Annotated in this window: 19 protein-coding genes and 1 pseudogene; 5 read left to right on the forward strand and 15 right to left on the reverse strand. The window is 71.8% G+C overall.

The genetic code is table 11. The annotated features are described in order from the left end of the window. Positions 1–44: 44 nt before the first annotated feature. The 3 genes from M6G65_RS05970 to M6G65_RS05980 are packed head-to-tail and all read left to right on the forward strand — an operon-like array spanning position 45 to position 3,727. Positions 45–1,730: a methyl-accepting chemotaxis protein gene (locus M6G65_RS05970; protein ID WP_238197173.1), complete on the forward strand. Its 1,686-nt coding sequence runs from the start codon at positions 45–47 to the stop codon at positions 1,728–1,730. A 42-nt stretch (positions 1,731–1,772) separates the two neighbouring features. Continuing rightward, the gene (locus tag M6G65_RS05975) at positions 1,773–2,810 is read left to right on the forward strand and encodes an MraY family glycosyltransferase (RefSeq protein ID WP_238197172.1); all 1,038 of its coding nucleotides are present in this window, start codon (positions 1,773–1,775) and stop codon (positions 2,808–2,810) included. Then, the gene (locus M6G65_RS05980) at positions 2,807–3,727 is read left to right on the forward strand and encodes an NAD-dependent epimerase/dehydratase family protein (RefSeq protein WP_238197171.1); all 921 of its coding nucleotides are present in this window, start codon (positions 2,807–2,809) and stop codon (positions 3,725–3,727) included. Before M6G65_RS05975 ends, M6G65_RS05980 begins: the two co-directional genes overlap by 4 nt. Before the next feature lie 218 nt (positions 3,728–3,945). Here the strand turns inward: M6G65_RS05980 and M6G65_RS05985 are convergent, their stop codons facing one another. The 6 genes and pseudogenes from M6G65_RS05985 to M6G65_RS06010 form a co-directional block, all read right to left on the reverse strand. Then, positions 3,946–5,940: an SDR family NAD(P)-dependent oxidoreductase gene (locus tag M6G65_RS05985; RefSeq protein WP_238197170.1), complete on the reverse strand. Its 1,995-nt coding sequence runs from the start codon at positions 5,938–5,940 to the stop codon at positions 3,946–3,948. Between the two features lie 94 nt (positions 5,941–6,034). Further along, a complete protein-coding gene (locus tag M6G65_RS05990; protein ID WP_250103694.1) occupies positions 6,035–6,886 on the reverse strand; it encodes a DUF1206 domain-containing protein in 852 nt (283 codons plus the stop codon). 119 nt (positions 6,887–7,005) lie between these two features. Then, positions 7,006–7,347 (reverse strand): hypothetical protein, encoded by a 342-nt coding sequence (locus tag M6G65_RS05995; RefSeq protein ID WP_192710051.1) that lies wholly within the window; start codon positions 7,345–7,347, stop codon positions 7,006–7,008. Between the two features lie 58 nt (positions 7,348–7,405). Further along, complete coding sequence (locus M6G65_RS06000) at positions 7,406–7,969, reverse strand: Uma2 family endonuclease (RefSeq protein ID WP_238197168.1); 564 nt, start codon at positions 7,967–7,969, stop codon at positions 7,406–7,408. A 57-nt stretch (positions 7,970–8,026) separates the two neighbouring features. After that, a pseudogene (locus M6G65_RS33895) lies at positions 8,027–9,237 on the reverse strand (M23 family metallopeptidase). An 86-nt stretch (positions 9,238–9,323) separates the two neighbouring features. After that, positions 9,324–9,791 (reverse strand): peroxiredoxin, encoded by a 468-nt coding sequence (locus M6G65_RS06010; protein ID WP_238197166.1) that lies wholly within the window; start codon positions 9,789–9,791, stop codon positions 9,324–9,326. A gap of 183 nt (positions 9,792–9,974) precedes the next feature. On the opposite strand from M6G65_RS06010, the gene M6G65_RS06015 reads away from it, so the two are divergent. Beyond that, positions 9,975–13,418, forward strand: coding sequence for a DUF3971 domain-containing protein (locus tag M6G65_RS06015; protein WP_250103695.1), 3,444 nt, complete (start codon positions 9,975–9,977; stop codon positions 13,416–13,418). Between the two features lie 203 nt (positions 13,419–13,621). Here the strand turns inward: M6G65_RS06015 and M6G65_RS06020 are convergent, their stop codons facing one another. From M6G65_RS06020 to ileS, 7 genes are all read right to left on the reverse strand, one after another. Further along, positions 13,622–14,395, reverse strand: a complete 774-nt coding sequence (locus M6G65_RS06020) for a ferredoxin--NADP reductase (RefSeq protein ID WP_192710056.1) — start codon at positions 14,393–14,395, stop codon at positions 13,622–13,624. Positions 14,396–14,714: 319 nt separating this feature from the next. Further along, complete coding sequence (locus M6G65_RS06025; RefSeq protein ID WP_250103696.1) at positions 14,715–15,665, reverse strand: ring-cleaving dioxygenase; 951 nt, start codon at positions 15,663–15,665, stop codon at positions 14,715–14,717. 389 nt (positions 15,666–16,054) lie between these two features. After that, on the reverse strand, positions 16,055–17,350 hold the full coding sequence (locus M6G65_RS06030) for a M16 family metallopeptidase (protein WP_250103697.1): 1,296 nt from the start codon (positions 17,348–17,350) through the stop codon (positions 16,055–16,057). A gap of 106 nt (positions 17,351–17,456) precedes the next feature. Continuing rightward, positions 17,457–18,710 carry a M16 family metallopeptidase gene (locus M6G65_RS06035; protein ID WP_379011124.1) on the reverse strand — a complete coding sequence of 418 codons (1,254 nt, stop codon included), beginning with the start codon at positions 18,708–18,710 and terminating at the stop codon, positions 17,457–17,459. 313 nt (positions 18,711–19,023) lie between these two features. Beyond that, positions 19,024–19,689, reverse strand: coding sequence for a hypothetical protein (locus tag M6G65_RS06040; RefSeq protein ID WP_250103698.1), 666 nt, complete (start codon positions 19,687–19,689; stop codon positions 19,024–19,026). 160 nt (positions 19,690–19,849) lie between these two features. Then, on the reverse strand, positions 19,850–20,365 hold the full coding sequence (gene lspA, locus M6G65_RS06045) for a signal peptidase II (protein WP_238197160.1): 516 nt from the start codon (positions 20,363–20,365) through the stop codon (positions 19,850–19,852). Positions 20,366–20,453: 88 nt separating this feature from the next. After that, complete coding sequence (ileS, locus tag M6G65_RS06050; protein WP_238197159.1) at positions 20,454–23,420, reverse strand: isoleucine--tRNA ligase; 2,967 nt, start codon at positions 23,418–23,420, stop codon at positions 20,454–20,456. Positions 23,421–23,753: 333 nt separating this feature from the next. Here ileS and M6G65_RS06055 point away from each other — a divergent pair, with 333 nt between their 5' ends. Beyond that, positions 23,754–24,023: a hypothetical protein gene (locus tag M6G65_RS06055; protein WP_238197158.1), complete on the forward strand. Its 270-nt coding sequence runs from the start codon at positions 23,754–23,756 to the stop codon at positions 24,021–24,023. A 19-nt stretch (positions 24,024–24,042) separates the two neighbouring features. Here M6G65_RS06055 and M6G65_RS06060 read toward each other — a convergent pair whose 3' ends face one another. After that, a complete protein-coding gene (locus M6G65_RS06060) occupies positions 24,043–24,996 on the reverse strand; it encodes a DMT family transporter (RefSeq protein ID WP_238197157.1) in 954 nt (317 codons plus the stop codon). 113 nt (positions 24,997–25,109) lie between these two features. Next, positions 25,110–25,502 carry a hypothetical protein gene (locus M6G65_RS06065; RefSeq protein ID WP_238197156.1) on the reverse strand — a complete coding sequence of 131 codons (393 nt, stop codon included), beginning with the start codon at positions 25,500–25,502 and terminating at the stop codon, positions 25,110–25,112. Positions 25,503–25,594: the final 92 nt, after the last annotated feature.

Below are 25,594 nucleotides of genomic sequence, written 5' to 3' on the forward strand. Positions count from 1 at the left end.
TCATAACACCTTCGGTCCTCCTTCGGGACCGAGGGCGAAGTGACATGCGCACTGGTATCTCGATCGCGGCCAAGCTCGGGCTCTGCCTCGCCGCGCTGTTTCTCCTGATCGCCGCCACGAGCGGCCTCTCGCTGTCCGAGCTGCGCAGCGTCAACGCCACCGCGGCGGAGCTGCGCGACGTGCGCGTTCCCACCACGGACGCGCTCGGGCGGATCGGCGTCCTCATCATGCGCCAGCGGGTCAACGGCGGGCGCCTGATCACCGCCGACACGCCGGAGCTGCGCACCGAGGTTGCGAGCATGATCGCCAAGCGCGGCGACCAGCTCGCCGCGCAGTTCACCCGCTACGAGGCCGAGCCGCTCACGCAGGCCGAGCGCGACACCTACGCGACCCTGCGCCGGAACCTCGACGCCTACACGGCCCTGCAGAATCAAGCCGTCGACAAGGCCACGTCCGGCGACGTCGCCGGCGGCCTGCGGATCTACAACACGGCGATGTCGGCCGGCATCAACGCCGTGCTCTCGGAATGGGACCGGCTGGTCGACCTGAACGCCGCCGGCTCGAAGGCGAGCGGCACGCGGATCGAGGAGACCTACGCGGCCGCCAACCGCAACATGCTGGCGCTCGCCGGCCTCGCGTTGATCGTCGCCCTGGGCGCTCTGGCGATGGTGCTGCGCGGCGTCAGCCGGCCGCTGCGGGCGATCTCCGCGGCGACGCAGCGCCTCGCGGCCGGCGACACCGAGGCCGAGATCCCGGGCCAGAGCCGCCGGGACGAGATCGGCGCGCTGGCCGGTTCGGTGGTGGTGTTCCGCGACACCCTGATCCGGAGCCGCGCCCTCGAGGCCGAGACCGCGCTCGCCCGCGCGGATGCCGAGACCCAACGCCGGGCCGCGACCCGGGCCATGGCCGACGCGTTCGAGCAGGCGGTCGGCGGCATCGTCGGCGGCGTCTCGGCGGCCGCCACCGAGCTGGAGGCGACCGCCCGGTCCCTGACCGGCAGCGCGGCGGATTCGGCCGGCCAGTCGGGCACGGTCGCGGCGGCGGCCAACGAGGCTGCCGCCAACGTCAACACCGTGGCGGCGGCGGCCGAGGAGCTGGGCTCATCGGTCCAGGAGATCGGCCGGCAGGTCAGCGGCTCGGCGGAGCTGGCGCGGATCGCCGTCGCCGAGGCCGCCGACACGGTGGCGCTGGTGCAGGACCTGAGCGCCGCCGCCGCGAAGGTGGGCGACGTGGTCGGCCTGATCTCGACCATCGCGGCCCAGACCAACCTCCTGGCCCTCAACGCCACCATCGAGGCGGCCCGCGCGGGCGAGGCCGGACGCGGCTTCGCGGTCGTCGCCACCGAGGTCAAGGAGCTGGCTGGCCAGACGGCGCGGGCCACCGAGGAGATCACCGGTCAGATCACCCGGATCCAGGCCTCCACCGGGCAGGCCGCCACCTCGATCGACGGGATCGGGCGGCGCATCCGCGAGATCGACGGTGTGGCGGCCTCGATCGCCGCCGCGGTGGAGCAGCAGGGCGCGGCCACGCAGGAAATCGTCCGCAACGTCGCCGAGGCGGCGGCCGGGACCGGCGCGGTCACCGGCACCATCGCGAGCCTCGCCCAGGCCGCCGAGGAGACCGGTGCGGCCGCCGCCCAGGTGCTCGGCGCGGCCTCCGAGATGTCGCGCCAGTCCGAGCACCTCACCGCCGAGGTCGGACGCTTCCTCGCCACGGTGCGGGCGGCGTGAGCCGCCCTCACGGTCACGCCCGGGATGGCGTAGGACGGCCCCATGCCGTCCGCGCTGCCCACGCTCCTGCTTCTCGCCGTCCCGCTGGCCGCCGCCCTCTCGGCCGGGCTGATCCTGCGGCTGTTCCCGCTTCTGCAGCGCTACGCCCTGGCGCGGCCGAATGCCCGGTCCAGCCATACGGTGCCGACCCCGCAGGGCGGCGGGATCGCGGTCGTCACGGCTTTAGTCACGATCTCGGGCCTGTTCATCGCGGCCCCCGAGATCGGCGGCCGGCCGGACTGGATCTGGCTCGCCGGCTGCGCGCTCGCGCTGGCGGTCCTGGGTGCGGTCGACGACATCCGCCCGCTGCCGGCCGCGTTCCGGCTCGCCGTGCAGGCGGCGACGGTCGGCCTGCTGGTCTGGCACCTGGACGGGCGGCTCCTGCCTGAAGCTCCCCTCTGGCTCGAGCGCGGCCTCACGCTTCTCGCCGGCCTGTGGTTCGTGAATCTGACGAACTTCATGGACGGGCTCGATTGGATGACGGTGGCCGAGTTCGTCCCGGTCACCGCGACTCTTCTGCTGCTCGGGCTCGCTGGGCCCCTGCCGCCGCTGCCCGCCCTGGTGGCGGCCAGCCTGCTGGGGGCCGTGCTCGGCTTCGCGCCGTTCAACCGGCCGGTCGCGCGGCTCTTCCTCGGCGATGTCGGGTCGCTGCCGATCGGGCTCGTCACCGCCTGGCTGCTCTGGCAGCTGGCCGTGGCGGGCGGCCTCGCGGCCGCGTTGCTGCTGCCGCTCACCTACCTGGCCGATGCCAGCCTGACGCTGATCGCCCGGGCCGGCCGGGGCGAGCGGGTCTGGGAGGCGCATCGCGGGCACTATTATCAGCGGGCCACCGTGAATGGCCTGCGCGTTCCGGGCATCGTGGCGCGCGTCTTCGTCGTGAACCTCGCCCTGGCGGCGCTGGCCGCCGCGACCTTGCTTTGGCCGTCCTGGCCGGTCACCCTCGCGGCGCTCGCGGCCGGGCTCGTCCTGGTCGCGATCCTGCTCCGCCGCTTCGCCCGCGCCCCGGCGCCGGCCCCAGCCGAAAGTGCCGTGCAGCCTTGACCGGACTCATCGCGCTCACCGGGGCAACCGGGTTCATCGGCCGCCATCTCCTCGCCGATCTCACGGCCCGCGGCTACCGCGTCCGGGTCCTGCTGCGCCGGCCGACGGCCCTGCCCGAGGGAGCGGCGAGCGCGATGGTCGGTGACCTGACGCGCCCGATCAACATGGCGGCGGCACTCAGCGGCGTCGACGCGGTGGTGCACTCGGCCGGGCTCGCCCACGCCATGTCGGGTGCCCCCGAGGACGATTACCGCACGCTCAACACCGAGGCGACGCGCAAGCTCGCCGAGGCGGCGGCCCGCGCCAAGGTGCGCCGCTTCGTCTTCCTGTCCTCGATCCGCGCCCAGGTCGGGGCGAGCGCGCCGGGCGTGGTCGGGGAGGGCGATCCCGCGGAACCCACCGACGCCTATGGCCGCTCCAAGCTCGAGGCCGAGCGGGCGCTCGCCGAGACCGGGCTCGACTGGGTCGCCCTGCGCCCAGTCCTCGTCTACGGCGCGGGCGTGAAGGGCAACATGGCCGCGCTCCTGGGGCTGGCACGCAGCCCCTACCCCTTGCCGCTGGGCGGCCTCGCGGCGCGGCGCTCGCTGATCTCCCTGGACAGCCTGTCGGGGGCCGTGGAGACGGTTCTGCGGGCGCCGCAGCCGCTGAACCGGGCCCTCGTCGCGGCCGACCCGGATCCGCTCAGCCTGCCCGAGATGATCGCGGCGCTCCGCGCGGGCCTCGGCCGCGGCGCGGGGCTCGTCCCGGTCCCGGCCGGCCTCCTCAAGCTGGCCTGCCGGATGACGGGGCGGGAGGCGCAGTTTGCCCGCATCGCCGAAGGGTTGGTGGCCCGCGCCGACGGCCTCGTGGCGCTCGGCTGGCATCCGGCCTGCGCGACCCGGGACGGGCTGGCGCGGCTCGCGCGGGCGGGCGGTTGAACGCTCCGGGCGGGACGGCACGGTTTCCGGCTGAAGCCCTCGGGTGGCGGACCCGCTCCGTGTGATCACGAGCGAAGCGGAGCAACCCTGGGCGGCGCGGCCCTGGTCATTCTGGCGCGGCCCTGGATTGCTTCGCTCCGCTCGCAAAGACGGTGAGACCGAGGTGATCCCCGCGGGAAGGATCTGACAGGCCGCTCCGTTTCCGAAAGCCGGATGCGTCAGCCGATGGCCGGAGTCGCACCGGCAAGCGGCGCCTCCTCGGTTATCCCATCGCCGGTCGCCGGGATTGGCCCGGCCCGCTGGGCCTTGCGCTCGCGGAAATGCGGCACCGCCGCCTCGAAGACGGAGTCCGCGCCCGCCCGGTCGCCCGCCGCCACGGCTCCGCGCAGCTGCGCGACCCAGGTATCGAGGCGCGCCTTGTCGGCGAAGACCGGCCGCGCCGCCATCACCCCGTCGATCCCCGGCAGCGTGACGCGCGGCTCCTCGCGGGCGAACAGGATCTCGTTGAGCCGCTCACCCGGCCGCGCCCCGGTATAGGCGATCTCGATCTCCACGCCGGGCTCGAATCCGGCAAGCCGGATCATGCGCTCGGCAAGATCCGCGATCCGCACGGGCTGGCCCATCTTGAGCACGTAGACCGCGGCGCGCGCCGAATCCGCAGCGGCGCGCGCCTCGCCGTCGGCGTGGGAGGCGGCCGTGAGAACGAGGTCGCAGGCCTCGCGCACGGTCATGAAGTAGCGGACCATATCCGGATGGGTGACGGTGACCGGGCCACCGCGGGCGATCTGCGCCTTGAACACCGGCACCACCGAGCCGGCGGAGCCGAGGACGTTGCCGAATCGCACGGCGATCAGCCGGGTGCGGTGTTCCGGACGGACGGATTGCTCGGCGTCGAGGGCCTGGGCGACCATCTCGGCGAAGCGCTTGGTGACGCCGAGCTGCGAGACCGGCTCGATCGCCTTGTCGGTGGAGATCATCACCAGGGCCCGGGCGCCCGCCGCGACCGCGGCCTCGGCGACGTTGATCGAGCCGAACACGTTGGTCTTGATCCCCTCCTGCCAGTCCCGCTCCAGGTAGGGGACCTGCTTGAGCGCGGCGGCGTGGAGCACGTAATCCGGCCGGAAATCCGCGATCACTTGATGCGTCCGCTCCCGGTCGCGGATGTCGGCGAGGACGCCCGTCACCTCGGCCTCCGCGGCCAGGATCGCGGGGTGGCTGAGGATCCCGTGGAGTGCCGGCTCGGACGAGTCGAGAATCAGCACCGCGGCGGCCCCGAAGGCCACAGCCCGCAGGCAGATCTCGGAGCCGATCGAGCCGCCGCCGCCCGTGACCACCACGCGGCGGCCGGTCAGGAACGCCTCGAGACGCGTCCGGTCGATGGCCACGGTCGGCCGCAGCAGCAGATCCTCGATCTCCAGCGGCGCCAGCTGCGGCCCCTGCGCGCCTTCGCCGAGGCCGGCCACGCGGGCGAGCGGCAGGCCGAGACGGCGGGCCCGGACGAGGAGGTCGTCGGGCGCAGCCTCCGGGGCGAGGGCGCTCGGGGCGGCCACCAGTCGCCGCACCGGCTCACCGCGGGCGGCGAGATCGGCCACCACCTGCTCGAGATCCGGGAAGCCGCCGAGGACCGGCACGCCGCGCATGAACTGACCGCGCTCGTCCGCCCGGGGCGAGAGGATGCCCCGCGGCGCCAGCTTCTTCACCGAACCGGCCTCGATCGCCCGGATCAGCACGTCGATATCGGCCCCGCGTCCGAGCAGAAGCGTCGGGACCGTGGCGGCCCGGGCGCTCGACTGCCGGGATCGCGTGTCCTTGAGGTAGCGGAACGCGAGCCGCGCGCCGCCCAGGAAGAAGATCTGCAACACCCAGTAGAGCAGGATCGCGATCTTGCCGAAGAAGTAGAACCCGTAGAGGTCGGACGAGACCAGCACCCAGTCGGTCACCAGCAGCGCCAGGGCCAGCACGCTGGCCGCGCGCACGATGCCGGCGAGATCCTGCAGGGACGCGAAGCGCCACTTGGTCCGGTAGAGCCGGAAGCGGCCGTAGACGAGGCCCGCGAAGACCAGGAACGGCGGCAGCAGGAGGGGCAGGGCGTGCAGGCGCTCGGCGAGCATGCCGCCCTGGAAGCGGAACAGGAAGGTGAGCACCACGGCCGCAGCGGTCGCCGCGAGGTCGTGGGCCACCATCACCGCGGTCTTGTAGAAGCGCTGCTGCATCGGGTGCCGGATCGGGATGCCGCGGGGTATCCGCCGCGGCACCGGCCCTGTCAACGCGGCGGGAAGCCGGCCCGGCGCTGCGCCGCGGCGGGCCTCAGGTCAGCGCACGGACCGCGGCGCCCGCCGCATCGTCCACCCTGTCGATGTCCGGGGCGTCGATGTGCCGGTAGCGCGCCTGGATCACCCCGAAGGCTCCGAACGCCGCGTGGCCGGCCGCGACGAGCCCGAGCAGGACCCAGCCGTAGGGTTGAGCGCGCAGCAGCGCGAAGGCCTCGGCCAACCCCTTGGCGTCCGAGGAGCGCTGATGCCAGGCCGCCGCCACGAGGAAGCCGCCGATGATCAGGAAGGCCGTGCCCCGCGCCGCGTAACCGAACCGGCCGATCGGTCCGGCCCAGCGCTCGCGCGCCCGGGCGTCGAGGGCGAGCCGGTCGGTGACATCCCCCCGCCACGCCTTGCCCAGGAAGCCGAAGCCGCCGCCGACCACCGCGAGGCCGCCGAGGGCCACGAGCCAGCGGCCGAAGGGCTTAGCCAGGAGCCAAGCGGTCCAATCGTGCATGCCGTCGCCGCCGCTCATCCCGAGGCCGAGGCTGAGCGAGGCCGCACTGGCGGCGAGTGCCAGATAGAGCCCGGCACTGATCAGGTGCGCCCCGCGGACGGCCAAGCCCTTGGCCGAGGTGCCGCGCCGGTCCGCATCGGTGACGGCCTCGACCAGGCGCCAGATCGCGAAGCCCAAGAGCCCCAGCGCGATCAGCCCGACCACCACCGCGCCGAACGGTCCGGCCAGCACGGCGCGCAACGCATCCTTGCTGTCACCGGCCCGGCCGCCCTGCCCGACGGCCGCGAGCAGCGCCAGGGCGCCCACCACGACGTAGACGGCCCCGCGCGCACCGTAGCCGAGCCGGGCGATGCGCTCGATCGTGTTGCGGCCACCGGGAAGCGGCGTCATCGGCGACCCCGGACGGGGAGAGAAGCGAGGGTCGGCATCGGCGGGATCCGGACATGCGGGACCGATCAACGCCCGGCGGCTCGGACCCGATCCGTTGCCGGCGCCACGATCCCGTCCCGCTACAGCGGCGTCCGCTCGGTCCGGCCGGACAGCGCCACGTAGAACCCGAGACCGTCCTGGGCCGGCAGGGTCTGCAGGCGCTCGATCAGCCCACGGCGCTTGGCGTCGAGGAGCAGGCGCCCGGCCGGCTGGAACAGGGTCTCGCCGCCGCCCTCGGGCGGCGGGTCCAGGCGGATCGCCACGGTCTTGCCCTTGGCGAAGCGGCTGCGCTCCAGCATGTCCTTGAGGGACGCCTCCGCGGTCGCCCGGTTGGCGCCGCGCAGGTCGAGCACCGAGTCCGCGTCCGTCACGCCGAGGGAGCCGCGCAGCTTGGCGGCGTAGAAATCTTCGAAATGGGGCAAGTCGTTGCCTTGATGCTCTGCCGGGCCGGTCGAGCCGGCCGTTGAGATCGGATGCGGCTCAGAAGGTGAGACCGCGATAGATGTCGCGCACCGGCACGGCGCCATCAAGCTCCGGGAGCATCACGGCGTCATCGAGCCCCAGCGCCGCCACGGTCCAGTCCGTCTCCGCGCGCCGCCAGACCTCGACCCGGGCCTCGTCGGAATAGACGATCAGCAGCGCCGCGAGGCTCGGCACGGTCTGGTAGAAATCGATCTTGCGGCCGCGGTCCAGGCTCATGGTCGAGGGCGAGAGCACCTCGGCGACGAGGAGCGGATCCTCCGCATAGCCGTCCGGCAGGGGCGCCCCGCACCGGACCACCACGTCGGGAACCGGGGCGAAATCATCCATCGCCGCGCTGAGGATCGCGAGGCCCGGCATGGCCCGGCAGCCCCGCGGCTCTGCCAGGGAATCGAGGCGGCCCGCCAAATTCATGACGATCCGCTGATGCCGCTCCCGCGGCGGCGCCATGAGCACCGGCTCGCCGTCGAGCAGCTCCCACCGCTCCCCATCCGGGCGCGGCTCCAGCCAGCGCCTATACTCGGCGACGCTCATGCGCGCGTCGCGCTTCACGGCCAATGCCATGGCGGCCTCCGATCGCGACTCGAAGGTTAGCACGGGGCAAGGATTGCGGCGACGGGCTCAATCGGCCCCGAGCTGCGCCGTCGCCAGCGTGGCGCCAGCCTCCAGGAAGCGCTGCGGGTCGACCGGTTCGCCGTCGACGCGGGTCTCGTAATGCAGATGCGACCCCGTGGACCGCCCGGTCGAGCCGACGAAGCCGATCACGTCGCCGGCCGCGACACGCTGGCCCGGGCGCACGGCGATGCGGGCGAGATGGCCGAACCGGGTGGCCAGGCCGTGACCGTGGTCGATCTCGACCATGTTGCCGTACCCTCCCGCGGCCTCCGCGGTGGTCACCCGGCCCGCGGCGGTGGCGCGGGCGGGCTCGCCGTACTCCGCCTTCAGGTCGAGGCCGGTATGCAGGGCAAGTCCGCGCGTGAACGGATCGAGACGCGTGCCGAACGGGCTCGACACCGGCGCCTCGCCCCGGATCGGCCGGGCCAGGGGCAGCGCGGCGGCGAGCCGGCGCAGGCGCTCGCCGTCGCCGAGCGCCCGTCGGGCCAGAGCGAGGCCGGCCTCGAACCCGGCGCCGTCCAGCGCCTGGGCGTCGAGCGGAACCAGCGGGCCGCCGATGCCGGCGGCCGGCGTCGGAGCGTCGAAACGCCCGAGGTCGAGCCCGGTACGACCGATCGTGCCGCGCAGACGCCGGACTTCGTCGCCGATCCGGACGGCCAGGCGGGCGAGGCGCTCACCCTGAGCCGCCTGCACACCTTCGAGACGCGCCTCCAAGCGGACCAGTCCGGTCTCGGCATCGCGTGCGCTCCGGCGGGGCAGGGAGCGACGGGCAGGTCGCGACGGCACGGCCTCCTCGGACGGCCGCAGCAGGAGCCCGTCATCGGGCGCGCTCCCACCCTCATCCGAGCGCGACGGCAGCGTGCCGGTGATCGCCGGATCGGCCGGGCTCTGCCGGTCGAGACCGGCGAGGGCCGCCGTGCGCCGCTCAAGCTCCGCCTGGCGCTCCAGCGCCGCCGAGACCCGGTCCGCCGGCCGGATTCGGAGCCGGCCCGGTCGCGCCGGTCGCGGTCGATCAGGTCCTGAAGTTCCGCGATACGGGCCTCGTAGGCGTCCCGCATCGCGCCCTGCCGGGCCACGAACCCGGCGAGCACGTCGTCGTGGAACACGATCACGTAGGAGGCGCCGAGGGCCCAGAGCAGGGCGAGGGTCAGGCCGGCGGCGAGCCAGGGTGCAGCCCGGCGCTGTGCGAGCGGTATGAGGATCTTCGCAGCGTGCATCCGGACGGCCCCGCAGGAGCCGTCATTCAATCCTCAGTAAGGTTAAGGATCCGTCGAGCCCCTCGATCCGGACCCCTCCACGGCCCTCAGGGAAGCGCCCGGGCGGCCTCCAGCACCGCCTCGGCATGACCCGGCACCTTCACCTTCGGCCACAGCTTCGCGATGCGCCCCTCGCGGTCGACCAGCACGGTGGTGCGCTCCACGCCCATGTACTTGCGGCCGTACATGCTCTTCTCGACCCAGACACCGTAGGCCTGGAGCACGCCCTTGTCCTCGTCGGAGGCGAGCGGGAACGTCAGCCCGTACTTGCCGCAGAACTTGTCGTGACTCTTCACCGGGTCGGGCGAGACGCCGACGATCCGCGCGCCGGCCTCCGCGAAGGCCGGCAGGAGACCGTTGAAATCCTGCGCCTCCAGGGTGCAGCCGCTCGTGTCGTCCTTCGGGTAGAAGTAGAGCACGACTTTGTGACCTTTGAGCGCGGACAGTGCGACTCGGCCTCCTGCAGAGGCGGGCAGGTCGAAATCGGGGGCGAAGTCACCCTCGGACAAGGACATCGTGCCTTCCTTTCGGCCGATTGATGTTGTGCAATCGATTGCGTGCCGGGCATCACGCGGTTGCACCCGGCACGTCCGAGACAAAACTTGAGTCGCGACGGCTGTAAAGCGTGAGCGCGCTTCGATCCACCGGCCGCGGCGCCTGACGGCTTCGCGTGCAGAGCCCCCGGAACAAGGGTCCCGATGGCGGACGAGACAACGCCGGCATGCAGACCTCGGGGGAGGGCACGACGCGTCGGGGGCTTCTGCCTCGTCAGCGCCCTCGCCCTGGTGCTGCTCCTCGGTGCCGGGATCGGCCTCGTGGCCGTGCGCCTGTCGAACGGGCCGCTGCAGATCGACGGCCTGTCGCGCCGCGTCGCCGCCGCGGTCGCCGAGCGGATCGGACCCGGCTGGAGCATCGGGATCCGCGGCAGCAGCCTCGAGCTCGACCGCGAGAACGCCCTCAGCCTGCGTTTCTCCGGCCTCGACATCCGCAATCCGCAGGGCGCCCTGGTGGTGCGGGCGCCGCTGGCGCTGGTCAGCCTCGACCTCTGGAGCCTCCTGCGGCTCAACCTGCAGCCGCGCTCGATCGAGTTCCGTGAGACGCAGACCACCGCGCTGGTGCACCGGGACGGCTCCATCGCGTTCGCGGCCTCGGAGGCCAACCATCCCGTCGACATCGAGCCGGTCACGCCGCCGAGCGTGGACGGGGTGCGCGGCAGCGTCTCGCCGCTCTCGGCCGCCATCGCGTCGATCTTCGGCGTCGTCCTCGATTCGAGCGGCGTCGTCGGCGCCCTCGACCGCGCCCGCGTCACGGATGCGCGCCTGCGGCTGATCGACGAGGACGGTCACGAGCGCGCGGTCTTCGCGCGGGTCAACGGCCTGTTCGGACGCGATCCCGTCAACGGGACACGCAACTTCGAGTTACGGCTCGACGGGCCGCACGGGGAGTGGCGCTTCGGCGGCTCCTTGCGCGACGGCGGCGCGAGTCAGGAGCGCTCGGGCGTCATCACCCTCGACGACCTGCCGGTCACCGACCTCCTGCTGCTCTCGGGCCAGTCCGGCCTGCCGCTGACCACGGACCTGAAGGTCTCGGCCCGCGCCGATGTCAGTCTCGCGGCCGGCCGCATCAAGACGATGAGCGCCAAGCTCCACACCGGCGACGGCACGTTCCTGATCGAGGAGAAGGACTTCAATCCGGTCACCGTCGAGAGTCTCGACGCCGTGGTGGACTGGGACGAGGCCGGCCGGGTCATGTCGCTCACCGGGCTGGACTATCACGGGGCCGGCAATGCCGTGCACCTGACGGGGACCTGGAAGGGCAGCCCGCCCGGCACTAACCCGGCCTGGACCGCGACCCTGGCGAGCCGCGACGCCACCTTGCGCGGAGCGACACCGCAGGACGCGCCGGTGAAGATCGACGCGATGGACGCGCAGCTCTCGGGGCGGGACGGCGGAATCGCCATCGACGCGCTGAACCTGTCCGCGCCGGGCGTGACCGGGACGATCACCGGGACCATCGGGACCACCGCCGACGATGGCGGCCTCACGCTCCACATCGTCGGCCATGACGGCGAAGTCCGGACCGGTCTGCGCCTCTGGCCGGAGCACATCGCGCCGCCGGCCCGGACCTATCTGGTGGACCAGCTGCGGCGCGGCCGGGTCGATTCCGTCGATATCCGGGTGAAGATGTCGGGCACCGTGCTGGCCGCCGCGACCCGGGGCGATCCGGCCCCCGACGACGCGGTCCATATCGATTTCCACGTGTCGAACGCGGCGATCGACGTCACCGCCGATTCGCCGCCGGTGACCAAGGGCAACGTCGTCGGCGTCATCACGGGACGCTCGACCACCGTGCGGAACGTGACCGCCGAGGTGCACGGGCCGGACGGACGCGGGCTCGCGATCACGGATGGCAGCTTCGTGATCCCGCAGATCACCCCCGATCGGGTGGTGGCGCAGATCGGCATGAGGCTCTCCGGGGGCGCCGACGGGATGGCGTCCGTCCTCCAGGCGAAGCTGTTCAAGAGCGTGATGAGCGTCGACCTCGACCCCGCCACGATCAAGGGCAGCGCCGACCTGCGCGTCGATTTCCCCCTCGACCTCAAGCACATCCCCGACCTGCCGGACCTGCCGGTGACGCTGACCGGCACGCTGGGCGACCTCTCGGTCGACAAGGTGATGGGCAAGGACCGGCTGGAGGCGGGCAAGTTCTCCCTGTCGTACGACCGCGGCGCCTTCGCGCTGAAGGGCGACGGCCGGGTCGCGGGCGCGCCCGTCTCGGTCGACCTGCGCCAGCCCAAGGTCGGGCAGCCGGGCGAGGCGGTGGTCAACCTCGCCCTCGACGACGCGGTGCGCGGCCGGAAGGGCCTGCCGACCGCCCCGCAGCTCACCGGCACAATCCCGGTCCGCGCCGTGGTGCCGATCGGGCGGCCGGGAACGGCCAAGCCGCCGATCCGGGTCGAGGCAGATCTCGCCAAGGCGGGGATCGAAGGGCTGATGCCGGGACTGACGAAATCCGCCGGCAAGCCGGGCCGGCTGACCTTCACGCTCGTGGACAGCGGCCAGACCCTGGACCTGCGCGACTTCGCCTTCGACGCCGGGCCGGCGACGGCGCGGGGCAGCGTGTCGATCACGCCGGAAGGCGGCCTGGAGCGGGCGGATCTGACGAGCGTCAAGCTCTCGCCGGGTGACGATCTGCGGGTGAGCCTCGACCGGACCGGCAGCGGCTACAAGGTGGTGGTCCGGGGCGCCGTGGTCGATGCGCGGCCGTTCCTGAAGTCCCTCGGTGCGCCGGACGCCAAGGGCGGCAAGGAGGCCAAGGAGACCAACCCGAAGGACATCGAGGCCGATATCCAGGTGCCGATCGTCACCGGCTTCAACGATGAGGCACTGACCAACGCCAACCTGCGCCTGTCGCTGCACGGAAAGACCCTGCGCGGCGCCAACATCACCGGACGCTTCCGATCGGCACCCTTCGCGGCTTCGGTCACGCGGGGCGACCGCGGTGCGCCGACGCTCGCCGTGGACTCCGCCGATGCCGGCGCGACCCTGCGCTTCGCCGACGTATACCGGCGCATGCATGGCGGTCGGCTCAATGCCGGGATCGGCCTCAACGACGGTCCGCAAGCCGGCGTGGTGCAGATCCGCGACTTCATCCTGCGCAACGAACCGGCGCTGTCGAGCATCATGGCGCAGGGGCCGGAGCCGGCCGACACGGAGACGGCCCGCAGCCGCCGGGTCGCTCCGGGCCGCGGGGCCGGCGATGTCAGCTTCGACCGGATGCGCGCCAATTTCGTTCGCACCGGGACGCGGGTCGCCTTCAGCGATGCGGCGATCTCGAACGCCGCCATGGGCTTCACCCTGTCCGGCTGGCTCGATACCGGGCAGGAGCGCACCCTCATGGATGGCACCTTCGTGCCGCTCTACGGGCTGAACAACGTGGCGTCGCAGCTGCCGCTGCTCGGGCCCCTCCTCGGCGGCGGCCACAATGAGGGCCTGTTCGCGGTGAATTTCCGCGTCTCCGGCAAGCTCGGCTCTCCGGACGTGAGCGTGAACCCGCTCTCGGCCATCGCCCCGGGCTTCCTGCGCAAGCTGTTCAGCGCCGGCGGCGGTCCCTTCGCGGACGGGATGCCGGCGCCGCAGTAAGGCCGTCGCTTTCGCCGTCATCACGCGCGAAGCGCAGTCACCCAAGGCGACAGGCCGTCCGGAGCCTGAGCGCCGCCTGGATTGCTTCGCGCCGCTCGCAAGAACGGCGGCGTCACGGCTCAAGCTGTTGATTTGCAGACAGAAGACGACACGACAAAGCCCGGCGCGGCAGACCGCACCGGGCTCACACCAAGCCCCAGAAACTACTTCTCGACGAAGGCTTTCTCGATCACGTAGTGGGCGGCCTCGCCGTGATTGCCCTCCTCGTAGCCGCGCGAGGTCAGGAGCTCACGGGTGTCGCGGATCATGTCGGGGCTGCCGCAGAGCATGAAGCGGTCGTTCTCGATCGACATCGGCGGCAGGCCGATATCCTCGAACAGCTTGCCCGAGACCATCAGGTCGGTGATCCGGCCGCGGTTGCGGAACGGCTCGCGGGTGACGGTCGGGTAGTAGATCAGCTGGCTCGAGATCATCTCGCCCAGGAATTCGTGCTTGGGCAGCGTCTCGGTGATGGTCTCGCCATAGGCCAGCTCCTGCACCTGACGGCAGCCATGGACCAGCACGACCTTCTCGAACCGGTCGTAGGTCTCCGGATCCTTGATGATCGACAGGAACGGCGCGAGGCCCGTGCCGGTGCCCAGCAGGTAGAGGTGCTTGCCCGGCAGCAGGTTGTCGAGGACCAGGGTGCCGGTGGGCTTCTTGCCGACGATGATCGGATCGCCGACCTTGAGGTGCTGGAGCTTCGAGGTCAGCGGGCCGTCCTGAACCTTGATCGAGAAGAACTCCAGCTCCTCCTCGTAATTGGCCGAGACCACCGAGTAGGCGCGCAGCAGCGGCCGGCCCTCGACCTCGAGGCCGATCATGGTGAACTCGCCGTTGCGGAACCGGAACGCCGGGTCGCGGGTCGTGCGGAACGAGAACAGATTGTCGGTCCAGTGATGGACCGACAGGACGCGCTCCTCGTAGAACTTGCTCATCGACGGATCAGTCCTCGAATCCTCTGATGCTCGGCTCACGGCCCCGGCGATTCGGGGCCCATGGTTCGGCGGATCCCCGCCGCCCCCTCGGGCGGGGGTGGATCCTCGGCGAGGGCACTCGCCCGGATCCGGATGACAAACACACGCGCGCTGCTTCTTTCGCAGTTGCAGCACACCCGTCAAGGCGTGCCGGGATCACACTCGCGAAAGAAGTGAACGGTCTGGAATCGTTCGAATATTTAGCGCCTTCGCGGGATGTCAGCAGCATCGCTGCCGACATGGGAGGGTTGCTGTCGAGTTGCGGTCTCGTGCGGTGCGTTCAGTCGGGTTCGCCGGGTCGGAGCGGCTTCAGCCCGGCCTCGATCTCGGCGCGACGGGGCTCCAGGAAGGGCGGCAGGGCGAGGCGTGCGCCCAAGGTCTCCAGAGGTTCGTCGGCGGTGAAGCCGGGCCCGTCGGTGGCGATCTCGAACAGGATGCCGTTGGGCTCGCGGAAGTAGAGGCTGCGGAAGTAGTAGCGGTCCACCGGGCCGCTCGTGGGCACCCGGGCGGCCCTCAGCCGGTCTGCCCAGGCGCCATAATCCGCATCCGGGATGCGGAAGGCCACGTGGTGGACCGCGCCCGCCCCCTGACCGGCCGGCGCGGAGCGGTCGGCCAGGAGCTGAACCTCCGCGGCCGGGCCGCCGGGGCCCATGGCGTAGACCTCCACCGGGCCGTCGCTCGTCTCGAAGGCACGATCGCGGCGCATGCCGAGGACCTGGGTCAGCACCGCCGCGGTGCGGGCCGGGTCCGGCACCGAGAGCCGGATCGGGCCGAGGCCGCGGATCTGGTAGGCGGCCGGGACCGGGGATCCGTCCCAGGGATGCTCCGGGCCGCTGTCTCCGTCATCGGCGAGGGCGAGGCGCTGGCCCTCCGGATCCTCGAAATCCAGGGTGAGGCGCCCATCGCGCAGGGCGGGCTCGGCCTCGGCGATCCCGGCCTCGCGCAGGCGCGCGTGCCACCACGCCACCGCGCCCGCGCCGGGCACGCGCAGATGCGTGCGGGTGATGCTGTTCGAGCCGCGCCGCTCCCGGGGCGCCGGCCAGTCGAAGAAGGTGATGTCGGTGCCCGGGCTCGCCAGCCCGTCCGCGTAGAACAGGTGGTAGGCCGAGACGTCGTCCTGGTTCACCGTCTTCTTCACGAGGCGCAGGCCGAGCGTGCCGGTGTAGAAGGCGACGTTCTCCGCCGCGCGGGCGGTCACCGCGGTGAGGTGGTGGATGCCGGTGAGCTGCATGTCGGTCCGGGGGTTGGCGCCGTTGGGCCTCAGGTGGGGACCCGCGTCAGGGTTGCGAAGACGTCGGTTCGGAGCTCACCGTCGCCTCATCACAAGCGCAGCGCAGGGACCCAGGACAGCGCAACGCCGACGATCCTGGCGTCGCGCGCCTCCGAAGAGGGCCACGAAGGCAGGTCAACCCGGGGAGGCCGCGTCTCTCGTTGATGAACCCGTCATTCCGGGACGGCGCAGCAGGGCCCGAAATCCAGAACCGCACCGAATGCCCACCCAACAGGGCGCCGTCGGCAACTCTCGATTCCGGGCTCGCCTGCGGCGCCCCGGAATGACGGCGGGTTGTGACCGGGCGATCGACACCCGGACGCGGTGGACCCGCGTTCCGAGCCTGCCCCTCAGAGCCCGACCGGACGACCGGCGGCGACCACCAGCATCTTGCCGTCCGCGAAGGTGCGGGCGGCGGCGCGGCGGATATCCGCCTGGGTCACGGCCGAGACCATGGCGTTGCGCCGGGCGATATAGTCCATGCCCAGCTCCTCGAAGGCGATCTGCACCAGCTGGTGGGCGATCTTGGTCGAGGTGTCGAAGCCGAGCGCGTAGGAGCCGGTCAGATAATCCTTGGCCTTCTGCAACTCGTCGTCGTCCGGCCCGTCGGCGATCAGCCGGCCGATCTCGTCGCCGATCACCGACAGGGCCTCGCCGACGCGCTCGTTCTTGGTGGCGGTATAGCCCCAGGTCATCGCGGCCGACCGGTGGCTGACCAGCGAGGTTCCCACCGAGTAGGCGAGCCCGCGCTTCTCCCGCACCTCCTGGAACAGGCGGGACGTGAAGGCGCCGCCGCCCAGGATGTGGTTCAGCACGTAGGCCGGGATGAAGTCCGGGTCGCGCCAGGGCACGCCGGCCATGCCGAACCGGATCACCGATTGCGGGACGTCGAGATCGGCGACCACGCGCTGGCCGAGATCGTGCACCTCCGTGCGCGGCACCGCCTTGAGCGCGCCCGCCTCAGGCAAGGATCCGAAGGCCCGGTTCAGGCCCTCTGCAAGCTGCTCGGCGCCGATGGCGCCGACCGCCGCGACCTTCACCCGGCCGCGCCCGATGATCCGGGCATGCATGGCCAGGAGGTCGTCCCGGGTGATCGCCGCGACGCTCTCCACGGTCCCGGAGGAGGGGCGGGCATAGGGGTGGCCGGCGAACGCCTCCTTGAAGAAGCGGCGGGAGGCCAGCACCCCCGGATCGTTCTGCTGGTAGCGCAGGCCGGCGATAATCTGGCCGCGAACGCGCTCGATCGCGTCGGGGTCGAGGCGGGGCTTGGCCAGGGCGAGGGCGAGGAGCCCGATCGCCTCGTCGGCATGCTTGACCAGCATCTTCAGCGAGCCGCCGACCGCGTCCGGCCCGGCATGGAACGACAGCTCGATGGCCCGGGCGGCGAGCCGCTCCTGGAACAGATCGGAGGTGAGGTCGCCCGCGCCTTCATCAAGGAGCCGCGCCAGCATCTGGGCACAGCCGGACTTGCCGGCCGGGTCCTGGGCGGCGCCGCCCTCGAAGGTGAAGGCCAGGGCGATCATCGGCACGACGGGGGATTCGACGTGCCACGCCTCGATGCCGGCGGCGGTCGTTACCGGCAGCGCCGTGGTCGGCGAGCTGGCGGCGGGGGCGGCGGTCTCGACCAGAGTCTCGGTCAAGCTCATGGAAACCTCGTGTCTTCTCTCTCGGGCGACGGCGGAGCAGGCCAAGGCTCCCGTTCGGCACGTCCCGAAGCGGGCCCGGAACAGGCCCGCCGGGACGCGGCCGGGGCTACTCGGCGGCCATCGCAACCGGGGCGTCGGAATCCTGCGCCTTCGTCAGGTAGCCGGTGACCGAGCGGGCCGGCGTCAGCCAGTGCTCGGCGGCGCTCTTGAGGCGATCCTGCGTCACCGCCTCGATGTCGGTCGGCCAGCGGCGGACCTCCTCGATGGTCTCGCCGATCGCCAGCGCCGAGCCGTAGATGCGGGCGAGCGACGACTGGCTGTCGGACGAGTAGACGGTCTCGGCGACGAGGCGGGTCTTGGCGCGCTCGATCGCCTCGGCATCCAGGGCCTCCGCGGGGGCGCGGCGCAGCACCTTGTCGACGGCCTCTTCCAGCTTCTCCAGCGGCACGCCCTCGGCGGGAACCGCGTAGACGGAGAAGCGCGTGTCGTCGATCGCCGAGCCCATGTACCAGGCGCCGGCATTCACCGCGAGGCCGGTCTCCATGACCAGCTTCCGGTAGAGGTAGGAGGTGGAGCCGCCGCCCAGAACCTCGGCGAGCAGCTCCAGGTCGTGGCAGCCGCCGTCGCGGGCGGTGATGCAGGAGGGGGTCAGGTAGAGCCGCTGCAGCGTCGGCTGCTCGACCTTCGGGTCGGCGACGGCGACGCGGCGCAGGGCTTTCGGCTCCGGCTCCCGCGCCCGGAGGCGCTCGGGCCGGGCGCCCTGGGGGGTGACGCGACCATAGGTGTTCTCGGCAAGCCGCCGGACCTCGTCCGGCGTGACGTCGCCGGCGACCACCAGGATGGCGTTCTCCGGCGTGTAGAAGCGCTTGTAATAGGCCAGCGCGTGCTCGCGGTTCAGGCCCTCGATCTCGTGCATCCAGCCGATGATCGGGATCCCGTAGGGATGGTGCACGAACAGCGAGGCCGCCATCGCCTCGGAGAGCTGGGCCGACGGGTCGGTCTCGACCCGCATGCGGCGCTCCTCCAGCACCACGTCGCGCTCCGGCGCCACCACGGCGTCGTCGAGGACGAGGCCGCTCATGCGATCGGCCTCGAACGCCATCATGGTGCCGAGATGGTCGCGGGCGACCCGCTGGAAATAGGCGGTGTAGTCGTAGCTGGTGAAGGCGTTCTCCTGGCCGCCGAGGCCCGACACCGCCTTCGAGAAGGCGCCCACCGGGTGCGTCTCGGTCCCCTTGAACATCAGGTGCTCGAGGAAATGGGCGATGCCCGACTGACCGAGCGGATCATCGGCCGAGCCGTTGCGGTACCAGATCATATGCGTGGCGACGGGAGCCCGGTGGTCGGGCACGACCACCACGTCGAGGCCGTTGTCGAGGGTGAAGGCCGTGACTTCCGGGCCACCCGCCTCGGACCGCCCGAACGGCGCGGCATCGCCCCGGCCGGCGCTGGCGCCGATGGGCGAGCCCGGACGCAGCGGGAAGAGGGGGGCGTCGCCTTCCTGAACAGGTGCATTCCGCTTTCCTTCTGCCGGCCCCGGACCCGGCGTCTCATGTCGGGACGCACGCGCGAATCGGGGCCGTCCTGGTCGCCGGCGGGCAAGAACCGCACCGGGACGGTCATCTCATGTTGCCATGCCGTGGCGCCGTTGCAACAGCGACACGGCGTACCGGTTACTGCTGCGCCCGCTGACGGAGGTAGGCCCCGGGATCGGACTCTTCCTTCTCGCGGCTGGCGTTGTTGATCGGATCGTTCGACGGCGGGCGCGCCAGCTTCTTGGGCGATTGCCGATATCCGGTCGGCGGATCGGTCAGCACATCGCGGCTCGGCTCGACGTCCGAGGGCTCGGCGTTGGCGCTCTTGCCCTTGAGCAGGTCGAAGGGGCTGAGCAGGCTGTCGTCGCGGTTGTTGTCGCCGGGCTTGCGCTCGGCCTCGGTGGTCACGCTCGCGCCGGCGCGGCGGCCGCCCCGGATCTCGTCCACCGAGAGCGTGGCGTTGTTGTCGTCGTAGCGGCCCCGGGCCTGATTGCCCACGGGGCGGCGGCGCTCGGCGGCCGCCCGCTCGCGCTCGGCGATCTCGGGATCCTTCGGCCACGCGGTGCTGGTGGAGCGGGCGCGCGGCTGGGGCAGGGCCTTGCCGTCGAGCTTGGGCGGCATCACCAGCGGCGGGCGCTCGTGATAGTCGATCGGCTCCTGGCGCTTCTCCAGAAGGCCGATGCCCGACAGCGCGTCGCGCATGAACTCGCCGCGCTCCTGCGCGTGCACGGGCCCGACTGCGCAGAGCGGAGCCAGGGCCACCGCGGCGGAGAGGAGGGGACGAAGCCTGCGATGCCCGGTCATGCTGCCTCACGGGTTCCGGACGGGGCGTCCGGCTCTGGGATGACCGCGGCGCGGCCTGATCCGACGGGTCCCGGCCTGAGGCCGGTTTCCGGCGATCGTATGGCGCCTTGACTGCGTTGCGCCAGGAGGGGGATGCAGCCGTACCTGTGTGTTGCAGGGATCACAGGCGCGGCGCCGGGTCGCCCTGCGGCGGAGACGCTCTTTCCTTGCGGCTGTCCGGTGACAGGCTGTCGAGAATCAGGCCGATCACGCCCGCCACGATCGCTGCGTCTGCGACGTTGAACACGTACCAGGACCAGCCGCCGGCATGCAGGTGGACGAAGTCGAGCACCGCCCCGTAGGCCGCCCGGTCGATGGCGTTGCCGAGCGCGCCTCCGACGATCAGCCCGAGGGCGACGGCGAGGAGCCGCGAGGCGGCCCGGCGCATCCAGATGCCAAGGCCGATTGCGGCGGCCACCGACAGGACCACGAGGAGCCAGCGGCCGAGGCCGCTCTCCTGCTGGAACAGACCGTAGGAGACGCCTCGGTTCCAGACCACCACGAAGTCGGCGAAGGGCGCCAGCCGCCAGGGCTGCGTCAGCACGAGGTCGGTGCCGAAGTAGAGCCCGAGCTTGGTGGCCTGATCGAGGATCAGGGTGAGGACGAGGGCCAGGAGGCCGGCGCGGAAGGGCGTCATCGGCGGCGCGCGCGGTCCAGGGCGGTCGCCCCCTCTCCCCGCGGGCGGGCAGGGGGAACAGCGGCGCCGCCGCCGGCGTGGAACACGCTCACGCCGCGCTCGCCTCCGGATGCGCCGCATCCCACTCGCGCAGGGCCTGGGCGTCGCGGGGCGTCACCTCCGGGTAGTCCGGATCGCTGCCCACGCTCGGGCTGACCCGCCAGGAGCGGGCGCATTTGCGGCCCTCGGCCGGGCTCGGCACCACCGCCACGCCGCGCACCTCGTCGAGCCGGAAGGCCTCGGCCGGGCCCTCGCCCGCCACCACGGTGATGTCCGAGGTGATGCAGGTATCGGCGAAGTCGCAGCCCTCGAGCGCCGCGAGCAGGTCCGGATCCGCCACGTAGACCTGCGGCGCCGCCTCCAGGCTCGCGCCGATGCGCTTGGCCGCGCGCTCGATCTCCAGGGCACCGGTGACGACCCGCCGGACCCGCCGGATCTTTTGCCAGCGCTCCGCGAGGGCAGGGTCGAGCCATGCGGACGGGGTCTCCGGCAGGGTCTGGAGATGCACCGAGCCGTCCTCGGACGGGTAGCGGTCGAGCCACGCCTCCTCGGCGGTGAAGGCGAGCACCGGGGCGAGCCAGACCGTCACCCGCCGGAAGGCCTCATCGATCACCTGCAGCGCCGCTCGGCGACGCACCGACGAGATCGGATCGCAGTACAGGACGTCCTTGCGCACGTCGAAGTAGAACGACGACAGATCGCCGGTCATGAAGCCGTTGAGCAGCGCCACCACCCGCTTGGTGTCGAAGGTCGCGTAGGCCTCGCGGATCTCGCCGTCGAGCTCGGCCAGCCGGTGCAGGATCAACCGCTCCAGCTCCGGCATGTCCTTGTACGCCACGTCGTCGCCCGGCACCCGGTGCGCCAGGGAGCCCAGCATCCAGCGCAGGGAGTTGCGCAGCTTCCGGTAGGTTTCGGCAAACGTCTTGATGATCTCCGGGCCGATGCGCAGGTCGTCGGTGTAGTCGGACGCGGCGACCCACAGGCGCAGGATATCGGCGCCCGAATCCTTGATGATACTCTGCGGCGCGACGACGTTGCCCTTCGACTTCGACATCTTCAGGCCCTTGCCGTCGAGCACGAAGCCGTGGGTCAGGACGATGTCGTAGGGTGCCCGGCCGCGGGTCCCGGCGGATTCGAGCAGCGAGGACTGGAACCAGCCGCGGTGCTGGTCGGAGCCCTCCAGGTACATGACCCGGTCCTTCCCGCCGTCGCGGACGCGCGTGACGCCGGCCAAACCCGGGAAGGCCTCCGGATCGTCCAGCACGAAGGCGTGGGTCGAGCCGGAATCGAACCAGACGTCGAGGACGTCGGTGACTTTCTCGTAGGCGGTCGGGTCGTGGTCGGGCGCCAGGAAGCGCTGCGCGGCATCGTCCCGGAACCACGCATCCGCACCCTCGGCCGCGAAGGCGTCGCGGATGCGGGCGTTGACCCGCTCGTCCTTGAGGATCTCGGCGGTCTCCCGGTGGACGAACACGGTGATCGGCACGCCCCAGGCGCGCTGGCGCGAGACCACCCAATCCGGCCGGTTGGCGACCATGCCGGTGATGCGGTTCTTGCCCTGGGTCGGCACCCACTGGGTGTCGTCGATGCCCTGGAGCGCGACCTCGCGGAGCGTCCGGTTGCCGAGCGAATCCACCGGCCGGTCCATGGCGATGAACCATTGCGGCGTGTTGCGGAAGATCACCGGCTTCTTGGAGCGCCAGGAATGCGGGTACTGGTGGCGCAGCACCCCGCGGGCGATCAGCGCCCCGGCCTCCGTCAGCGCGGCGATGACCGCCTTGTTGGCGTCGCCCTTCTCGCCCTTGGCGGTGAGCACGCGGGTGCCGGTGAAGCCCGGGGCGGCCTCCGTGAGCACGCTGTCGGCGTCGACCGTGTAGGGGATGGTCGTGTCGATGCCCCGCTCGCGCAGCAGCCGACCGCTCGCCATCCAGAGCTCGAAATCCTCGCGGCCGTGGCTCGGCGCCGTGTGGACGAAGCCCGTGCCGGATTCGTCCGTGACGTGGTCACCGTCGAGCATCGGCACGGCGAAGCCGTAACCGAGCTTCGCGAGGGGATGGTCCAGGGTGAGGCCGGCGAGCTGCGCCGGGCTCACGTCGGCCACGCGCTCGAACGCCTCGACCCGGGCGGCCTTGAACACCGTGGCGGCGAGGCTGTCGGCGAGCATGTAGGTCTGGCCGGGGGTCGCCCAGTTGTCGGCCGGCGCCTCCGTGACCCGGTACAGGCCGTAGGCGATCTTCTTGGAGAACGCGACGGCGCGGTTGCCGGGGATCGTCCAGGGCGTAGTCGTCCAGATCACCACCCGGGCCTGGGCGAGATCCCCCTCGGCACCCGACCGGATCGGGAAGGCGACGAACACCGTGTCGCTGACGTGCTCCTCGTACTCGACCTCCGCCTCGGCCAAAGCGGTCTTCTCGACCACCGACCACATGACGGGCTTCGAGCCGCGATAGAGCTGGCCGCTCATCGAGAACTTCATCAGCTCGTCGGCGATCACGGCTTCCGCCGGATACGCCATGGTGGCGTAGGGATGGTCCCAGTCGCCGGTGACGCCGAGGCGCTTGAACTCCTCGCGCTGCACGTCGAGCCACTGGGCCGCGAAGGTCCGGCATTCCTGCCGGAACTCGATCACCGGCACGTCGTCCTTGTTGCGGCCCTTGGCGCGGTACTGCTCCTCGATCTTCCACTCGATCGGCAGGCCGTGGCAGTCCCAGCCCGGCACGTAGTTGGCGTCGAAGCCGAGGGCGGTCTGCGAGCGGACCACCACGTCCTTGAGGATCTTGTTGAGCGCCGTGCCGATGTGGATGTTGCCGTTGGCGTAGGGCGGGCCGTCGTGGAGCACGAATTTCGGCCGGTTCTGCCCACGGGCGCGCAGCGTCCCGTAGAGGTCCATCTGCTTCCAGCGCTCGATGAAGAGTGGCTCGCGCACCGGCAGGCCGGCGCGCATCGGGAACTCGGTCTGCGGCAGGAACAGGGTCTTGGAATAGTCGCGGGCGGGCGCGGTCTCGGGGGCGGTCATCGGGTCTCGCATCGGCGGTCGGGCCGGCGGCAGGCCGGCGGATTCGGGTCAGGCGGCAGGAGGATCCCGGACCTCCGCGCGGCCGCGCCGAAGCGGGCCCTCAGGCGGAGGCCGGGCCGGTAATTCGGATCGGGCGGTCGAGGCCGCGCAGGGCGCGCGAAGCGTGCATGACGCGTTCTCTATCAGCCGCTCCGGCCCGAGGCCAGCGGAAGCGCCGATCACGCGGATGCGAGCCGGGATGAGACCTTTCGGCGCCTGAACCGTTGATGGGCACGCCCTCCGCCCCGGAACAGGGGGCGGAGCAGACCCAGATCGACTCACGGGAGTAGACCCATGAAGAAGCTTCTGATCGCGACCCTTGCCCTCGCGCCCATCGCCTTCGCGGGTGCCGCGCAGGCCCAGGGTACGGCCCGCGGTGCGCAGCGCGGTGTCGAGGACGGCTCGGCCGCGGCCGGCCCGGTGGGCGGTGTCGTCGGCGGCGCGGTGGGCGCGGCCACCGGCACGGTCGGCGGCGTGCTCGGCACCGATCCGGACCCGGCCCGGCGTGCCCGCGAGAACCGTCGCGAGGAGCGGATCGAGCGCCAGGAGCGCCTCGGCCGCTGACGGGTTCCGGCCGGTCGCCTCAGGCGGCCGGCCGCGCCTCCCGGCGGATCGTCTCCTGCGCCAGGAGATAGAGGCCCGAGCCGACCACGATCATGGCGCCCGCGACAGTCCAGCGGCTCGGGACGTCGCCGAACAGCAGGAAGCCGAGGGTCACCGACCACAGCAGCTGCGTGTAGATGAACGGCGCCAGCACGTTGGCCGGGGCCCGGGCATGAGCCATCACCAGCAGCCAGTGGCCCAGCGTCCCGAACAGGGCGACCCCGAACAGCAGCGCCCAGTGGGTCAGGCTCGCCGGGCTCGTCCAGATCCAGGGCAGGAGCGGGGCCATCAGCGCGAGGCCCGCGAGCCCGGTGTAGAACATGGTCGTGGCGGTCGAATCGTAGGCCGCGAGCTTGCGCGTGATGATCGCGTAGAAGGCGTAGACCACGACGTTGGCGACGCAGAGCAGAGCGGCCGGATGCATCCCGCCGACGCCCGGCCGCACGATCACCAGCACGCCCAGGAAGCCGACGCCGATCGCCGCCAGCCGCGCCCGCGACGACCACTCGCCGAGCAGCGGCCCGGCCAGCAGCGCCACCGTGAGCGGCGCGGCGAACTGGATCGAGATCGTCTCGGCGAGTTGCAGGTAGCGCAAGGCCAGGAAGTTCAGCGCCGTGGAGGCGAACAGCAGCAGGGAGCGCGCGATCTGCAGCGGCAGGCGCCGGCTCTTCACGACGCCCGGCGTGCGCACCGGGTTGATGAACAGCGAGATCATGGCGACGCTCGCCGCGTAGCGCATGAAGGTGGTGACCAGGGGGTCGACGCCGGCCCGCGCCAGGGTCTTGCCGCAGGCGTCGAGGCTCGCGAAGAACGCGACGGCCCCGCACATCAGGGCGATGCCGATGATCCGCCGGCGGCCGGCGAGGTCGGCCTCCGGATCGCAGCGCGGCGCGGCGATGTCATCGGGGACGGAGGTCGCGACCTGCGTGCTCATGCCTGACCAATCTCGGTAGAGACCGAATTCCTGCCACCTCTCGTGCCGCCGAGGTATCGGCCGCCACGCAGAGGAACCATGCAGCCGGCACCGTCATCCCGCCGAAGGAGGGCTCAACGCCTGGCGGGGGCTCTCTCGGCCGAGGCGGTCTTGTCAGCGGAAGCGGTCTTCTCCGCGGACGCGGTCTTGGTCGCCGCCTTGGCGACCTTCGGCTTCGGCGGCGTCGCGCCGGCGATCAGGGCAGCCAAGTGCGATTGATCGAGCCCCGATGCGGCGCGCGCGGCCGCCACCGGAGACGGCGCCGCCACGGGGAGCGGCGCGACCGCGGCCGCACGCTCGACATGGCGGGGCTCGATGGAGCCCGTTGCGACCGGGTCCGGAAAGCTGGCGGCAACCGGGATCGGCGTCGGAGACTCGCGCTGTACGCGCAGGGTCCAATGGGCGGCGGTGGAGAGCGCGGCGATGCCGAGGATCGCCTTGATGCCACCGGTTAGCAGGGCTCGCATGGTCGTCAGGCCCGAGAGAACGCAGTTACGCGGAACCGGATCCCCGGCCCTGACGCATCATCGCGCGGGAGCGTGAATGAAGCCGCAACCGC

The organism is Methylobacterium tardum (assembly GCF_023546765.1).
Classification (GTDB): Bacteria; Pseudomonadota; Alphaproteobacteria; order Rhizobiales; family Beijerinckiaceae; genus Methylobacterium; species Methylobacterium tardum.

Bases quoted from the DNA above. Each gene is read 5' to 3' on its own strand.
- M6G65_RS05970 (WP_238197173.1), top strand. From the start codon at position 45: ATGCGCACTGGTATCTCGATCGCGGCCAAGCTCGGGCTCTGCCTCGCC.
- M6G65_RS05975 (WP_238197172.1), top strand. From the start codon at position 1,773: ATGCCGTCCGCGCTGCCCACGCTCCTGCTTCTCGCCGTCCCGCTGGCC.
- M6G65_RS05985 (WP_238197170.1), bottom strand. From the start codon at position 5,940: ATGCAGCAGCGCTTCTACAAGACCGCGGTGATGGTGGCCCACGACCTC.
- M6G65_RS05990 (WP_250103694.1), bottom strand. From the start codon at position 6,886: ATGACGCCGCTTCCCGGTGGCCGCAACACGATCGAGCGCATCGCCCGG.
- M6G65_RS06000 (WP_238197168.1), bottom strand. From the start codon at position 7,969: ATGGCATTGGCCGTGAAGCGCGACGCGCGCATGAGCGTCGCCGAGTAT.
- M6G65_RS06010 (WP_238197166.1), bottom strand. From the start codon at position 9,791: ATGTCCTTGTCCGAGGGTGACTTCGCCCCCGATTTCGACCTGCCCGCC.
- M6G65_RS06015 (WP_250103695.1), top strand. From the start codon at position 9,975: ATGGCGGACGAGACAACGCCGGCATGCAGACCTCGGGGGAGGGCACGA.
- M6G65_RS06020 (WP_192710056.1), bottom strand. From the start codon at position 14,395: ATGAGCAAGTTCTACGAGGAGCGCGTCCTGTCGGTCCATCACTGGACC.
- M6G65_RS06025 (WP_250103696.1), bottom strand. From the start codon at position 15,665: ATGCAGCTCACCGGCATCCACCACCTCACCGCGGTGACCGCCCGCGCG.
- M6G65_RS06030 (WP_250103697.1), bottom strand. From the start codon at position 17,350: ATGAGCTTGACCGAGACTCTGGTCGAGACCGCCGCCCCCGCCGCCAGC.
- M6G65_RS06040 (WP_250103698.1), bottom strand. From the start codon at position 19,689: ATGACCGGGCATCGCAGGCTTCGTCCCCTCCTCTCCGCCGCGGTGGCC.
- lspA (WP_238197160.1), bottom strand. From the start codon at position 20,365: ATGACGCCCTTCCGCGCCGGCCTCCTGGCCCTCGTCCTCACCCTGATC.
- ileS (WP_238197159.1), bottom strand. From the start codon at position 23,420: ATGACCGCCCCCGAGACCGCGCCCGCCCGCGACTATTCCAAGACCCTG.
- M6G65_RS06055 (WP_238197158.1), top strand. From the start codon at position 23,754: ATGAAGAAGCTTCTGATCGCGACCCTTGCCCTCGCGCCCATCGCCTTC.
- M6G65_RS06060 (WP_238197157.1), bottom strand. From the start codon at position 24,996: ATGAGCACGCAGGTCGCGACCTCCGTCCCCGATGACATCGCCGCGCCG.
- M6G65_RS06065 (WP_238197156.1), bottom strand. From the start codon at position 25,502: ATGCGAGCCCTGCTAACCGGTGGCATCAAGGCGATCCTCGGCATCGCC.